This window comes from Nocardia sp. CA-151230 (assembly GCF_050942175.1).
Taxonomy (GTDB): Bacteria; Actinomycetota; Actinomycetes; order Mycobacteriales; family Mycobacteriaceae; genus Nocardia.
Genome location: NZ_CP192061.1, coordinates 7,878,767 through 7,893,634, shown reverse-complemented (window position 1 = coordinate 7,893,634; position 14,868 = coordinate 7,878,767). Strand labels below are relative to the sequence as shown.

Below are 14,868 nucleotides of genomic sequence, written 5' to 3'. Positions count from 1 at the left end.
TCTGGGCGTACCCGGGGAGTTACCCCGACCGTTGCGAAATCAGTTGTCGCCCTGGCATACGCAAAGCACTGCGGCGTGTGTGTAGGGCTGTGGGTCGCTGTATGTGCAGAGCTGGCCCGTGCCGTGTACAGCTATGCAACGGCGTGTTCGTTACGACTCGCCAGGGTGCGGCCCAATCTGTCGGGGCAATCGCCTAGCGTCTTCCGTCATGCGGATCCTGCACACCTCCGACTGGCATATCGGGCGCACCTTTCATGGCGTCGATCTGCTGGCCGATCAGGAGTGCTCGCTGCGGGCCATCGCGGAATTGGTGCAGACCGAGGGGGCGGACGTGGTCGTGCTGCCGGGGGATGTGTACGACCGTTCCATTCCCAGTGCGGATGCGATTGCGGTGTGCAATCGGGGATTCGAGGCAGTTCGGGCGGCGGGCGCGACCATTGTCGCCACCTCCGGTAATCACGACTCGCCGACTCGGCTCGGTGCGCTCGGCAGTTTCGCGGCGGCGGGCGGATTGCATTTGCGCTGCCGGATCGCGGATGTGGCGCGGCCGATCGTGCTGTCCGATTCGTTCGGTGAAATTGCTTTTTACGGCATTCCGTACCTGGAGCCGGAGATCACCCGGGCGGAATTGGGCGTACCGCAGGCACGTTCGCACGCCGAGATCCTGGACGCGGCCATGGGCCTGGTGCGCGCCGATCTGACGGGGCGGCCGGGGGCGCGGTCGGTGGTGCTGGCGCACGCGTTCGTGGTGGGCGGCGAGGCCACCGGGTCGGAGCGGTCCATTTCGGTCGGGGGCGTGGAGACGGTGCCGCTGTCGGCCTTCGCCGGGATCGACTATGTGGCGCTCGGCCACCTGCACTCGCCGCAGACGCTGTCGGAGTCCGTCCGCTATTCGGGTTCGCCGCTGCCGTATTCGTTCGGCGAGCGCTCGCACCGCAAGGCGGTCTGGATCGTGGATATCGACGCCGCGGGCCTGTCCGCCGTCCAGCGCCACGAACTCCCGGTGGTGCGCGGCCTCTCGCAACTCACCGGGCCCCTGGAATCCCTCCTGGAATCCCCGGAGCACGCCGAAGCCGAATCACACTATGTCTCGGCCACCCTCACCGACGAGGCGCGTCCTGTGGACGCGCTGCGCCGCCTCCGCGAGCGTTTCCCGCACGCGGTCCACGTGGAATGGCAACGCCCCGAAGGCAACCCGGAACTCCGCTACCGCGAACGCGTGCACGGCCGCCGCGACACCGAGATTGCCCAGAGCTTTCTCGCCGACGTCCGCGGCACCCCCACCGCCGGCGAAATGACCTGGCTCGAGCGCGCCCTCGCCGCGGCCACCCGTGAAACCGACGCCCCCCTACACCTTCCCACCCCGGCCACAGCCGCCGCGCCAATCTCTCCGGCCGCTGTCGCCGCCGAGGCTGTCGTGCCTGGTGGCGCCGAGGTGGGCGATCCGGCCGCCGTATCTGTCGCAGAGACCGTGGTTGCCGCGGTTGCCGTCTCTGTCGAGGCTGCCGGTCCTACCGAAGGCAGCGCACCGACAGCTGCTGCGCCGGCGGAGGCTGTCGCGGCGGGGGCGGGCGCGTTGTTCGCCGCGCCCGATGATGCCGATGTGCTGGGTGCGAACGCCGGACGTGGATCGGTGGGCTCGGACGGTACCGATCCGGTCGGAGGGGCCGACGTTGCGGCGCGGGTGGTGAGTGCGGCCGGGTTCGATGGGTCGGTGCGCGGGGTGGATGCGGCGGAGGCGGATGCGGCGCTCGGGCTGTTCGATCTGGATGACTTCGGGTTGGAGCCGGGCGAATCGGGCGATGTGGCCGGCGGGATGACCGCATGAGCGTTGGGGCGCTGAGTGGTTCGGCGTGTCCCGCGGTGGGCGGTGGGTGCCGGGTAGTTGGATGGGGAGTGGCGTCGAGGGAAGGGGGCGCTGCGTGCGGCTGCATCGGTTGGAGCTGACGGCGTTCGGGCCGTTCGCCGAGACGGCCGTGGTGGACTTCGACGAGCTCGGTGCGGACGGGTTGTTCCTGCTGCACGGGCAAACCGGGGCGGGGAAGACCACGGTGCTGGACGCCATCGCGTTCGCGCTGTACGGGAGCGTGCCGGGGGCGCGTGGCGATATCAAGCGGCTGCATTCGGACCACGCCGACGAGCAGACGCCGCCCCGGGTGGTGTTGGAGGCCACGGTCGGTGGTCGTCGGCTGCGACTGAACCGGTCGGCGGAATTCCAGCGGCCGAGCAAGCGCGCCAAGTCGGGCTGGGTGAAGGAGAACGCGGCCGCCACGCTGGAGTGGCTGGACGGGCGGGGCCAGAATTTGTCCCGCATTCCCGATATCGGCGACGAGGTGCTGCGGCTGCTGGGCATGAGCGCCGATCAGTTCTTCCAGGTCGTGCTGCTGCCGCAGGGTGATTTCGCGCGATTCCTGCGCGCCGACAACGAGGATCGCGAGAAGCTGCTCGAAAAGCTCTTCGACACCGAGCGTTTCGGCACCGCCGAGCAGTGGCTGGTCGACAAGCGTCGCGCGAGTTCCGCCGATCTGGATGCCCGCAAGCACAGCATCGACCGTCTCATCGCGCAGGTCGGTACGGCCGCGGGACTGCCCGCCACCGAGACGGCCGGGCTCCTCGAGTCGGTCGGCTGGTCGCAGTCCCTGCTGGCGGCCGCCCGCACCCTGGTGACCGAGACGGCCGCTGATCTGCGGCGGCGCCAGCAGGATTCGGCCGCTGTCCGCGCCGCCGCCGAGGCGGAGCGCCGCCGCCACGAGCTCTTCCGCCGCCGTACCGCGGCTCGCACCCAGCTGGCCGACTTCGCCGCCACCGCCGACCACCGCGCTGCGCGTCAGTCCGAACTCGACCGGGCCCGCCGCGCCGAACCCGTCGCCACCGCCCTGGCCGAGGCTCGCGCCGCCGCCGTGACCCTGCGCCGCCGCACCGACGACGCCACCCGCGCCGCCGAGCAGCTCGCCGACCGCCTCCTCGAACCGGCCAGCGCCGAGCTCCACGGAACCACCTGGGCCGCAGCCGATCTCGCCGCAGTGGAACTCACCGGCACCGACCTCGCCGCCGACCTCGGCGACATCGACGCCGACGCAGGTCACGCCGGCGATCTCACCACCCGCCGCCCGTTCGACGCCGTCGACTCCGACGCCGGTGACCGGATACACGATGGCAGCGGCGTCGAGGACGCTGGACCGGCGATGCTCGAGAGCCGTGCCTCGGGGCTCGAGGCGGCTGTGCAGCGGTGGAGCGCACAGGTGGGCGCGCTCGATGAGGTTCGGGCGGATGCGGATTCGGCGACCCGCCTGACGCGGGAGCTGGCCGGGTTGCGGACCGAGCAGGCCGATCTGGATGCCCGGGCCGGCAAGCTGGCTCAGCGGCTGCGTGAGCTGCCGGATGCCGTTGCGGCGGTGGAGGTCCGGTTGCGGGACGCCGCGGACGCGGCGGCCGCATTGCCCGGACTGGAGGCCGAGTGTCAGCGGTTGCGCACCTCGGCCGCCGCCGCGGTGGAGTTGGAGCGGCGGCGCGGTGAACTGGCCGGGGCGGGAACCGCTTTCGAGCGGGCGCGGGCCCGGCACGCCGAGGCGTGGCAGCGTACGCAGGCACTGCGGGAGCAGCGCATGGCCGGGATGGCGGCGGAGCTGGCGGAGGGCCTGGCCGCCGGCGAGCCGTGCGCGGTGTGCGGGTCCCTCGCGCATCCGGATCCGGCGCGACCGGCCGAGCATGCGGTGTCCAAGGCCGACGAGGACGCGGCGCTGGCCGCGGAGCGGAAGGCCGAGGGTGAGCGGGACCGGGCCGGGCAACTGGTCGCCGAGCTGGAACGGGCGGTCGAGGTGCTGGTCGAGCGGGGCGGTGATGTGGACAAGGCGGAACTGGCCGCCGCACTGGACGATTCGACCAGGCGATACACCGCGGCCAAGGGCATCGCGGGTCTCGTGGACGGGCTGACCGCCGAACTCAGCACGCTGCGCGCGGATCAGACCCGCCTGCAGAACGAGGCGCGGGAATGTGAAAGCCGGTCCAGCGCAACGACGGAGCGGATCGTCGCCACCGATCGGCGGCTGGCCGAACTCACCGAGCGGCTGCGCGCGGCCGCCGGCGCCGACGGCACCGTCGACCGCCGCCGGGCCCGCTTGGCGGCGCTGGTCGAGGAAGCCACCGCGGTGCGGTCTGCCCGCGTCGAGGCGGCCGCCGCTCGCGAGCAGGTCGCGGCGGCCGCGGTCCGGGTCGAAAAGCTCTCCTGCGAAGCGGGTCTGGTGGATTCCGCGCCGCCGGTGATGGGGGAGTCCGGGCCGGACTACGGCGTGCTGGGCGCGTATGCCCGTGCGGTCGACGCCGCCTCCCGCACCGCCGCGCAGCAGACGGCCATCGAGGACGAACTGGTGGCCGCCGACCGGGCTCGCGCGCACGCCGAGGCCGTGCTCGCCGAACCTGAGATCCGGTCGGCCGGGGAGGACGAACCCGGCGATCCGCGCGAGCTGGAAACCGCGGTGGCGCAGGCGGAATCGGAGCTGAACCGGGCCGTCGCCGCGAATGCCGAGGCGGATCGGCGGCTGGCGCAGCTGGAGGGCCTGTGCACACAGCTGTCGGCGGCCGTCGATCGCATCGCCCCACTCCAGCGCTCCCACGACGAGCTGGCCCGCCTGGCCGAGGTGGTGTCCGGTCGTGGCGAGAACAACCGCCGCATGTCCCTGCGGTCGTACGTGCTGGCCGCCCGCCTGGAGGAGGTGGCGCTGGCCGGTTCGGTGCGGCTGCGCCGGATGTCCGGCGGCCGTTACGAATTCGTCCACACCGATGCCGCGGGCCCGCGTGGCCGTCGCGGCGGTCTGGGCCTCGATATCCGCGACGACTACACCGGCGCGATCCGTCCGGCCAAGACCCTCTCCGGCGGCGAGACCTTCATGGCCTCCCTGGCCCTGGCCCTCGGCCTGGCCGACGTCGTGTCGGCCGAATCCGGTGGCCTGGTCATGGACACCCTCTTCATCGACGAGGGCTTCGGCAGCCTCGACGCCGACACCCTCGACGCCGTGATGGGCGTCCTGGACGAGCTTCGTTCCGGGGGCCGGGTGGTCGGCGTGGTGAGCCATGTGGACGAAATGCGCCAGCGCATCCCCAGCCGCCTGCACGTCATTCGCGGCCGCACCGGCTCCCGCCTCGAAACCTCGGTCGGCGCATGAGCTTTCGACAGGGCGAAAGCCCGCGCGGCGCCGGCACCCGACACCCCCCGACCCGTCAGGGCTCGAGGTCGACCACGCCCTTGCCGCTCGAGATGTCGTACGGCACCGACACCTGATCGTGTGCGATCAACCAGGTGCCGTCGATCTTTCGCATGCCGTAGGTGACCCGGACCCACATACCGCTCGTCGCGGCCCCGTTCTTCAGCGTGCCGCTGAGACGAGCGAAGGCGTGCCCGAATGCCACATCATCGCCGACGATGAACGTCGGATCGCGAACCTCATAGGTCACACTCTCGAAGAACAGGAAGACTTTCGCCCAGTTCTGGAGTTTCGCCGCTATCCCGACATGCTGGAGTGGCGGTTCGACATCGAAGGACACGACATCGGGCGTGTACAGCTGCTTCAGGGCGTCGAGGTCCTTGGCTCGCAGTCCTTCGACCACCCTGTCGATGTTCCGGCGAATCTCGACTTCATCGGCCGCGATGCGCTCGGCGCGTGACCGAAAGTCGCTGGGTGTGGTCATGATCGACTCCTCAGGAATTGACGAGAGTGGTTTCGGCGCCGGCCCGCAGCGGGGCGAGCGCGGTGCTCCACGCGATGAGCTGATCCAGCGTTTTGTCCAACGCGGCGGCGTGGTGGTCACGCGGTGTGAACGTGGTGTGGTTCTCGAAATCGGTGAGCACCGAGATCGAGACCTGATAGCCCACGTCGGCCATGCCCAGCGTGCTGCAGACCGTGCGCAGCTGCACCACCGCGCGGGCGCCGCCGTTCACACCGTAGGAAACGAATCCGACCGCCTTGTTGACCCATTCCGCGAGCAGATGGTCGAGTGCGTTCTTCAGCACCCCTGGCATGCCGCCGTTGTACTCCGGGGTCACCAGCATGAAGGCGTCGAACGGGGCGATCCGCTCGGCCCAGGCCCGGGTGTGGGCGTTGACCGACGGTCCGAACATCGGGGGCATCGCCTCGTCCAGGTGCGGGAGCGGGTGGTCGCGCAGATCGATGAGTTCGAACTCGGCGTCGCCGCGCCGCGCCGCCGTGTCCAGCACCCACTTCGCGACCTGCTCGCCTTTGCGGTTGGGCCGGGTACTGCCGAGGATGATGCCGATCTTGGTCATTTCCGGAACTCCTGCCATGTCGAAGGTGTTACGACCTACCGACGACACAGCCGCCGGGAATGTCAGGCCGCCTCACAAATCGGGTGGCTGATTCGTCGAATTCGGTGTGGACGCACAGACGAAAGGGAGCCGACAATGACCGATCCGCACCTGCCCGCGGTGATCGACGAACGCCGTCAGCTGATCAATCTGGCCTACCGGCTACTGGGCTCTCTTTCCGAGGCCGAGGATGTGGTGCAGGAGACCTACGTGCGCTGGTACGCGTTGTCCGAGCGGCAGCAGCGGGAGGTGGCGGCGCCCGGCGCGTGGTTGACGACGGTCGCCGGCCGGATCTGTCTCGATCTGCTCGGCTCGGCGCGCGCCAGGCGGGAACGCTATGTGGGCGAATGGATTCCGGAGCCGGTCCCCGACCGATCAGACTGGCTCGGCGGTCCCGCCGCCGGTGATCCCGCCGACCGGGTCACCCTCGACGAGTCGATCAGCATGGCCTTCCTGGTCGTGCTGGATTCCATGACACCGGCCGAGCGGGTGGCGTTCGTCCTGCATGACGTGTTCCGCTACTCCTTCGCCGAGGTCGCCGACATCGTCGGGCGCACCCCCGCAGCCTGCCGTCAGCTCGCCTCCAGCGCCCGCCGCCGCATCGATACCTCGCGGAGCCCGTCGGGCGCCGTGCGCACCGAGGTGGTCCGGGATTTCAAACGGGCTTGGGAGACAAAGGATATCGAGGCCCTGATCGGCTTGCTCGATCCGACGGTGATCGCCACGGCCGACGGAGGCGGCCTGGCACTATCCTTCCTCGATCCGATCCACGGCGGCGAGCAGGTCGCCCAGGCCTGGATGGAGATCTCCACCCACGGTCCCGCGGTGACCCTGCTGGAGCGGACGGTGAACGGCCAGCCCGGCCTGGTGGCGCTGATCGACGGCGCCATCGTCTCGGTCTACGCGTTCGACATCGCAGCTGACCGGATCACTCGCATCTGGGTGATCCGGAACCCGGAGAAACTGCGGCCCTGGACGGCCGGCTGAACTGAACAGCGCATCCGCACGCTGTACCGGCCGATTCGGTTATCGGCCCGCGAAGCGCACTTCGGCGCGGGCGCGGGCCTTGGCGGCCTCGACCTCGCGGTCCTTGGGTGGGGCGGTGGTGGTCAGGCCGTTCAGCAGGCGGGTGGTTGCCGCGGCGATCTCTTCCACCGCCAGGTCGAAGGCGTCCTGGTTGGCCTGGGACGGTTTGGTGCTTCCGCTGATCTTGCGGACGTACTGCAGGGCGGCCGCGTGCACCTCGTCCGGGGTGGCCGGCGGCTCGAAGTTGTGCAGGGTGTGAATGTTGCGGCACATGGCTGCCACCGTACGCCCGGGCGCCGACGCGGCCCGGGCACGCTCGCGCGCGGACCCCGTGGGTGAGAGCTCTCAGGCCGACTCGTGGTCGAGCAGCCAGCGCTTGATCGGCAGGCCGTAGCGGAAGCCGCCGAGGCTGCCGTCGGTGCGGATCACCCGGTGGCAGGGCACGAAGAGCGCGGCGGCATTGCGGGCGCAGGCATTGGCCGCGGCGCGGGTGGCGGCGGGCCGCCCGGAGATGGCCGCGAAGTCGGTGTAGGTGACGGGGTCTCCGGCCGGCACCTTGCGCAGGATCTCCCAGGCGTGGGTGAGGAACGGTCCGGACACCTGGCGCACGGCGATGCCGTCGATGGCCGTGAGGTCACCGGCGTGGTACTCGGTGACGGCCCGGGTGACCGCGCCGAGGGCGTCGCGTCCGCGCAGCGCGGCGGGCCGGATGCCGGGGTGGATGAGCGCCCGCAGTTCTTCCGGATCGGCGGTCCAGCCGGAGGCGAGGACCACCCCGTCGGCGTCCACGATGGCGGTGAACGGACCGGCGGGTGTCGCGACGGTGGCGTAATCGGCTGTGCCGACAGGGTTTTCGGAGCTCACTGCGGGGTCCTCCGGTTGGCCTCGGCCGGATGGGCGAGGGCGTGTTTCCACAGGTGCATGGTGAGGTAGGAACGCCACGGCGACCAGCGGGCGGTATCGGCGAGGTCGATGCCGAGCAGTCCCGCGCCGCGGCGCACGATCAGGTCGGAGTGTAGGAGCACGTCCGGATCGGCGAGCAGGCGCATGGTGACATAGTCCGCGGTCCAGGGTCCGACCCCGTCCAGGGCCAGCAGGTCGCGGCGCAGTTCACCGGCGGTGCGGCCGGGGTGTAGCACCAGGTCGCCGGTGGCGAGCGCCTTGGCCGCGCCGACGATGGCCTCGATGCGCCGGCTCGGCCCGGTCAGTACCTCGGAGCCGCGTTCGGCGATGGCCTCGGCGGTCGGGAACAGGTGCGGGATCGGCCCGGCGATGGTCTCGCCCAGGCCCTGCACCAGCCGCGCGGTGTGGGTATTGGCCGCGGCCACCGAGATCTGCTGCCCGATCATGGTGCGTAGCAAGAGTTCCGGGCCGTCCAGGCAGCCGGGGACCCGGATTCCGGCGGGCAGTACGGCGCCCGGAAAGCCCGGGCGTGGTGAGCTTCCCGCCACGCCGGCGGCCATGGCCTCGTCGATCCCGATGGGATCGGCGTCCAGATCCAGGAAGTGCCGGATGCGGGCGACGGTCGGTGCGAGGTCGCGCATGTCCTGCAGCGACAGCGAGGCCCGCACGTGGCCGGGCTGGATGGACAGCCGAATGGTGGTGTGGCCGTGCGGTGTTCGCAGGCTGCGGCTGTAGACGCCGTTCTCCCACAGCTCCACGCCCGGGACGGTGTGTGCGGACAGGAACCATTCCAGCCACGACTTGTCCAATGGTTCGCGATAGGGGAGTCGTAGGGTGAGCAGCCCGTTGGTGGCCGGCAGCGTATCGCCGTTGCGGCGCCGGGATTCCTCGCGCAGCGTGGTCGGGCTGACCGCGAACACCTCGCGCACGGTGTCGTTGAACTGCCGGATGCTGGCGAATCCGGCCGCGAACGCGATATCCGACATGGGCAGCCGGGTGGTCTGGATCAGCAGCCGGGCGGTGTGCGCGCGGTGGGCGCGCGCCAGTGCCAGTGGGCCGGCGCCGAGCTCGCTGGTGAGTACCCGGGTGAGCTGGCGCTGGGAGTAGCCGAGGGCATCGGCGAGGGCCGGCACGCCGCCGCGTTCGATGACCCCGTCGCCGATCAGTCGCATGGCGCGTGAGGCCAGGTCCGCGCGGGTGTTCCAGAGGGGCGAGCCGGGCGCGGCATCGGGCAGGCATCGGCGGCAGGCGCGGAAGCCGTGCTGCTGTGCGGCGGCCGCGGTGGGCAGGAAGGTGACGTTGGTGCGTTTGGGGGTGATGGCCGGACAGGAAGGGCGGCAATAGATTCCGGTGGTGCGCACCGCGGTCACGAACTGCCCGTCGAACCGGGCGTCCCGGGTTGCCACGGCGCGGTAGCAACGCTCGAAATCCAAGTCGTTCGCACTCACGAATACCACCATGTCAGTCCCGGCCGACCTCTGCTAGCGGGTATCGGACATGGATGTTGGCGGAAAACCGCCACTCGTGTCAACAGCAGCGATTTGCCGGGTTCTTGGCGGCGGCCGCATGGCGATCGCGCCAATACTGGCGCTCGCTGGGAATCTCGCATTCCGGGTGTTGCAGCCGCAGGTGATCGACGTAGCGGGCGTAGTCGTTGCCGCCGAGGATCGAGTTGAACCACCAGGCAACGGCTTTCACGGCCCGGACGAGGGCGAGCCCCGCTCGCCGCAGCGGACCTGCGGCGAGCGGGGCTTCGGGGGTACTCATCGGCGCGCTAATGACTGGCGACCGTGGCCGCGCCGGGCGCGCGGATCTTGCCCTCGGCGATCAGGGTGTCCCATTCCTGCTGGACCTCCTTCTCCGCCTTGGTGGCGAGGAAAGCGCTGGGGCCGAAGATCTTCGACGGCACCTCCGGCGATTCGGTCGTCTCGCCGCCGCCCTTGCGGATGGCGCGCAGGCAGACCCACACGCCGACCAGCGCCACGATCAGCACCATCACCGCGAACACGATGGAGAGCGTGCCCTGGATGAAGGTATTGCGGATGATCTTGTCCATATCGTGGATCTGCTGATTCAGCGCGGCGACGTCCTTGACGCCCTTCGGCAGCTGCCCCGAATCGCGCGCGGCGATGTAGGCGTTCTGCTTGTCGATGGTGTTGTGGTGCAGCGTCCAGTAGCCGATCTTCGGGTCACCCGAGAAGATCTTCTGGAACGAGGCCGTCATGGTGACGATCAGGTCCCAGACCAGCGGAAGCGCCGGAATCCAGGCCCATTTCACGAGACCCTTCTTGACCACGATCACCAGCACCACCGTCAGCGCGATCGCGGCCAGCAGCTGGTTGGAGATACCGAACAGCGGATACAGGGTGTTGATGCCGCCCAGCGGGTCGGTGACACCCATCAGCAGCACCGAACCCCACGCGGCCACGACCACGCCGGAGCAGATGAACACGCCCGGCCACCACGACGGATCCCGGAACTTCTTGGCCACGCCGCCCAGGTTGCCCAGCGAATCCGAGAGCATGAACCGCGCGACGCGGGTGCCCGCGTCGATGGTGGTGAGGATGAACAGCGCCTCGAACATGATGGCGAAGTGGTACCAGAACGCCTTGAGCGAGGTACCGCCGATGAACTTGTGCATCACCTCGGTCATGCCGATGGCGAGGGTGGGTGCGCCACCGGTGCGCGAGTAGACCCGGGACTCACCGACGCTCTGCGCCATGTCGTTCAGGTACTTCGCGTCGATCGGGCTGCCGCCCACACCGAGCTTGTTCACGCTGTCGGCCGCGGCCTGCGCGGAGGTGAGGCCGGGGCTGTTGATGGCGAAGTACAGGTGCTGATCCAGGATCGACGCCGCGATGATCGCCATGACCGCCACGAACGATTCCATCAGCATGCCGCCGTAGCCGATCATGCGCGCCTGCGACTGCTTCTCCAGCAGCTTCGGCGTGGTGCCCGAGGACACCAGCGAGTGGAAGCCGGACAGTGCGCCACAGGCAATGGTGATGAACAGGAAGGGGAACAGGCTGCCCGCGAAGGACGGACCGTTGCTGTTGGACGCGAACTGGGAGACCGCGGGGGCCTGCAGCACCGGCATGGTGACCAGCACGCCGATGGCGAGCAGGCCGATGGTGCCGATCTTCATGAAGGTGGACAGGTAGTCGCGCGGAGCCAGCAGCAGCCACACCGGCAGCACCGAGGCGATGAAGCCGTAGATGATCAGCATCCAGGCGATGGTGGTACCGGACAGCGTGAACAGGTCGCGGCCCCAACCGGATTGGGACACCGGATTGCCGAGCAGGATCGCCGCCAGCAGCAGCACGAAGCCGAACAGCGACACCTCGCCGACCTTGCCGGGCCGGAAGAAGCGCAGGTACAGGCCCATGAACAGGGCGATCGGGATGGTCATCGAAATGGAGAACACACCCCACGGGCTGCCGCCCTCGAGCGCGCCGGTAACCGGATTCTTGGTCGCGGCAAGGGCATTCACCACGACGATGCCCAGCACCGCGAGCAGGATCATCATGATCACCAGCACCGCGATGATGGCCGCGACGCCGCCGACCACGCCGAGCTCGTCGCGCGCCATCTGACCCAGCGACCGGCCGCGGCGCTTCACCGAGGCCCACAGCACCAGATAGTCCTGGACCGCACCGGCCAGCACGACGCCGACGATGATCCAGATGGTGCCGGGCAGGTAGCCCATCTGCGCGGCCAGCACCGGGCCGACCAGCGGGCCGGCGCCCGCGATGGCGGCGAAGTGGTGGCCGAACAGGACCCGGCGGTCCATCGGCATGTAGTCCTTGCCGTTCTCCATCTCCTCGGCGGGAGTGGCGACGTCATCGCGCGGCTTGGTGATCCGGTATTCGATGAGCCGGGCGTAGAACTGGTACGCGAGTACGTAGGTGCAGAGGGCGGCGATGACGATCCACACCGCGTTCACGTTCTCGCCGCGCATGAAAGCGAGGATGCCCCAGGCGATTGCGCCGATCACGGCGATGACGAGGAAGATGCCCTTCTTCGCGGGCGTCATGGGCGTCCGGTCCACGACACCTACCGGAGGTAGGTCGGGATCCGTCCGGAGGTATTCGATGGTCGCCATGCGACAACTCTCCCTGCGGTACTGCGGCTTCTAACTGAAATGGTCACAACGTAGCCCAACCGACATGCGAGTGAACGGGCTTCGACCAGCTGTTCACCTGGTGTCGTACCGCCAGGTACGGGTGGCCCGGCGGACGCTGCGGCCGCCGCGCGGGGGTGGTGCGCGGCGGCCGAATTCCCGCGAGTTCGCGTGTTTGCCGCGTGTCGCAGGTTGCTCCCCGTATGCTGCCATGCTGGTTCGAGATCTGCGTCACTGTGGTCCTTTAGTTCGTTTAGTTCACGGAGATATATCTTTGGCGAGCGAATGGGCGGCCCGGCCCGGCGGAATGGATCGGCGTAGCCTGCTGCGTTCGGCCGCGCTGGCGGCGCTGCTGGCCGCGGGCGGCTGCGCGGGCGGGGACGACGACGCGGTCACCTTCTTCTTCCAGGCGCGGCCCGAGGAGGCCCGGGCGCGGCTGCGTATCATCGACGAATTCCACCGGCGGCGACCGGATATCAGGATCCGCACCATCATGTCCGGGCCCGATCCGCTGCAGCAGATGCTCACCTACTGCGCGGGCGGCAAATGCCCGGACGTGCTGATGGCGTGGGAGCTGCTCTACGCCGGGCTCGCCGATCGGGGTGTGCTGGTGGATCTGCGCGAATTCCTGGACCGGGAGCCGGATTACGCCGCCCGGCTGCGCGCCGACGGGTACGCGACACTGCGCGACACCTTCGTCTGGGACGGCGGGCAGTACGCGCTGCCGGAGCAGTGGTCGGGGGTGTTCCTCTACTACAACCGGAAGCTGTTCGCCGAGGCCGGGATTCGCCCGCCCGCGCGCTGGTCCGCGGCCTGGACCTTCACGGAGTTCCTGGCGGCCGCGCGGGCGCTCACCCACCGCGACTCCGACGGGCGCACCGGGCAGTGGGGATTCGTGGACGCCTGGGTGCCCTATTTCTCGGCGGCCTGCTTCGGCATGAACAACGGCGCCGAATGGTTCAGTCCGCCGGTGCGGCCCACCAGCACCAATCTCGGGGATCCGCGGTTCGCGGCCGGGTTCCAGTTCTATGCCGACCTGGCCGTACGGCACCGGGTGGCACCCAGTGTCGGTGACCGGCAATCGGTTTCGGCGCAGGATCTGTTCCGCGGTGGACGGGCCGCCATGCTCATGGGCGGGCACTGGCTGTACTCGGAGTTCACCGGGCACGACGATCTCGACTTCGATGTCACGGTGCTGCCGGTCGGGCCGGACGGGGGTCCGGGCGCGATCACCGATATCGGCAGCACCGGACTGGCCATCGCGGCGGCCAGTCCGCGGCGTGAACAGGCCTGGGAATTCGTGAAGTTCGCGACCGGGCCCGAGGGGCAGGCCATCATCGCGGAGTCGGGTCTGTTCGTGCCGGTCCTGCGATCGGCCATGCAGTCACCGGGATTCGCCGCGGCCCACCCGACGCTGCGCAATCTCGAGGTCTTCACCGAGGGGCCGGAGAATTCGCGTCCGCTGGCCGTGACGCCCGTGTGGGGCAAGGTGGAGGCGCTGCTCGAGCGCGGCTGCAATCGAGTGCTGCGGGGCGCGGCGACAGCGGACTCACTGGGTGGGCAGACCAGCGCCGATATCGATCAGCTACTGCGGGCGGCGGTATGAGGGGTGGGCCGGTGCTGGAGCGGCGGCGGGCGCGCGCCGGAAGGCTGTTCGTGGCACCGAATCTGGCCGCCATCCTGGTTTTCATGCTGTTCCCGCTGGGGTTTTCGCTGTATCTGAGCTTCCACGCCTGGGATCTGTTCAGCCCGCCGCGGTTCGTGGGTGCGGCGAACTATCGGCGGCTGTTCTCCGAGGACCCGCTTTTCTATATCGCCCTGCGGAATACGGCCGTGTTCACGATCCTGACGCTGGTGCCCACGGTGGCGGTCAGCCTCGCCGTCGCGGGACTGCTGAATCGGAAACTGCCCGGTGTCGGGGTGTTCCGGACCGTGGCGTTCCTGCCGCTGGTGGCGTCGACCGTCGCCATGGCGGTGGTGTTCCGCTTCATCTTCGCCAGCGATGACGGGCTCGCCAATATTCTCCTGGGCTGGATCGGCCTCGGCCCGGTGCCGTGGCTGACCGATCCGCAGTGGGCCCTGGTCTCGCTGAGCCTGGTGACGGTGTGGAAATCGGTGCCCTTCGCCACCGTCATCCTGCTCGCGGCCATGCAGGGCGTCCCCGAAAACCTGTACGAGGCAGCGAAAATCGACGGCGCGAACGCTTGGCGCCGGTTCCGCTCGATCACCATCCCGCTGATCCGCGGCGCCCTCTCCTTCGTCCTGGTGATCACCGTCATCAACTCGGTGCAGGCCTTCGACCAGGCCTATGCCCTGACCGGCAGCAACGGTGGTCCCGAGACCGGCACCTACGTCCTGGGAATCATGCTGTTCCAGAACGCCTTCCGCTTCTACGAGGTCGGCTACGCGTCGGCCCTGGCCTGGGTCATCTTCGCAATTCTGCTGGCCTTCACCCTGATCCAGCAATGGCTGGCCCGGCGATCCGAGGCGGAGCTTTGAG

The 14,868-nt window shown here is 69.3% G+C and carries 11 protein-coding genes and 1 pseudogene; 5 read left to right on the top strand and 7 right to left on the bottom strand.

Annotated elements, in window-relative coordinates; genetic code table 11:
- Positions 1-208 precede the first annotated feature (208 nt).
- Both ACQP1O_RS37085 and ACQP1O_RS37080 read left to right on the top strand, forming a co-directional pair.
- A pseudogene (locus ACQP1O_RS37085) lies at positions 209-1,345 on the top strand (exonuclease SbcCD subunit D); the annotation flags it as partial.
- A gap of 577 nt (positions 1,346-1,922) precedes the next feature.
- Positions 1,923-5,162, top strand: a complete 3,240-nt coding sequence (locus ACQP1O_RS37080) for an AAA family ATPase (protein WP_433562985.1) — start codon at positions 1,923-1,925, stop codon at positions 5,160-5,162.
- Positions 5,163-5,217: 55 nt separating this feature from the next.
- Here ACQP1O_RS37080 and ACQP1O_RS37075 read toward each other — a convergent pair whose 3' ends face one another.
- A complete protein-coding gene (locus tag ACQP1O_RS37075) occupies positions 5,218-5,685 on the bottom strand; it encodes a YybH family protein (RefSeq protein WP_433562984.1) in 468 nt (155 codons plus the stop codon).
- Positions 5,686-5,695: 10 nt separating this feature from the next.
- On the bottom strand, positions 5,696-6,280 hold the full coding sequence (locus tag ACQP1O_RS37070) for an NADPH-dependent FMN reductase (protein WP_433562983.1): 585 nt from the start codon (positions 6,278-6,280) through the stop codon (positions 5,696-5,698).
- 135 nt (positions 6,281-6,415) lie between these two features.
- Between ACQP1O_RS37070 and sigJ the strand changes: the two genes are divergently transcribed.
- The gene (gene sigJ, locus ACQP1O_RS37065; protein WP_433562982.1) at positions 6,416-7,306 is read left to right on the top strand and encodes an RNA polymerase sigma factor SigJ; all 891 of its coding nucleotides are present in this window, start codon (positions 6,416-6,418) and stop codon (positions 7,304-7,306) included.
- A gap of 39 nt (positions 7,307-7,345) precedes the next feature.
- Here sigJ and ACQP1O_RS37060 read toward each other — a convergent pair whose 3' ends face one another.
- The 5 genes from ACQP1O_RS37060 to ACQP1O_RS37040 form a co-directional block, all read right to left on the bottom strand.
- Complete coding sequence (locus ACQP1O_RS37060; RefSeq protein ID WP_433562981.1) at positions 7,346-7,618, bottom strand: DUF2277 domain-containing protein; 273 nt, start codon at positions 7,616-7,618, stop codon at positions 7,346-7,348.
- Positions 7,619-7,690: 72 nt separating this feature from the next.
- Entirely contained in the window at positions 7,691-8,209 is a 519-nt protein-coding gene (locus ACQP1O_RS37055; protein WP_433562980.1) for a methylated-DNA--[protein]-cysteine S-methyltransferase, read from the bottom strand.
- The gene (locus ACQP1O_RS37050; protein ID WP_433562979.1) at positions 8,206-9,708 is read right to left on the bottom strand and encodes an Ada metal-binding domain-containing protein; all 1,503 of its coding nucleotides are present in this window, start codon (positions 9,706-9,708) and stop codon (positions 8,206-8,208) included. Before ACQP1O_RS37050 ends, ACQP1O_RS37055 begins: the two co-directional genes overlap by 4 nt.
- A gap of 67 nt (positions 9,709-9,775) precedes the next feature.
- The gene (locus ACQP1O_RS37045) at positions 9,776-10,015 is read right to left on the bottom strand and encodes a YbdD/YjiX family protein (protein WP_433562978.1); all 240 of its coding nucleotides are present in this window, start codon (positions 10,013-10,015) and stop codon (positions 9,776-9,778) included.
- 7 nt (positions 10,016-10,022) lie between these two features.
- Positions 10,023-12,350: a carbon starvation CstA family protein gene (locus ACQP1O_RS37040; RefSeq protein ID WP_433562977.1), complete on the bottom strand. Its 2,328-nt coding sequence runs from the start codon at positions 12,348-12,350 to the stop codon at positions 10,023-10,025.
- 325 nt (positions 12,351-12,675) lie between these two features.
- Here ACQP1O_RS37040 and ACQP1O_RS37035 point away from each other — a divergent pair, with 325 nt between their 5' ends.
- Both ACQP1O_RS37035 and ACQP1O_RS37030 read left to right on the top strand, forming a co-directional pair.
- The gene (locus tag ACQP1O_RS37035; protein WP_433567916.1) at positions 12,676-13,974 is read left to right on the top strand and encodes an ABC transporter substrate-binding protein; all 1,299 of its coding nucleotides are present in this window, start codon (positions 12,676-12,678) and stop codon (positions 13,972-13,974) included.
- Positions 13,971-14,867, top strand: a complete 897-nt coding sequence (locus ACQP1O_RS37030) for a carbohydrate ABC transporter permease (protein ID WP_433562976.1) — start codon at positions 13,971-13,973, stop codon at positions 14,865-14,867. The genes ACQP1O_RS37035 and ACQP1O_RS37030 overlap by 4 nt, the downstream gene beginning before the upstream one ends.
- Position 14,868: the final 1 nt, after the last annotated feature.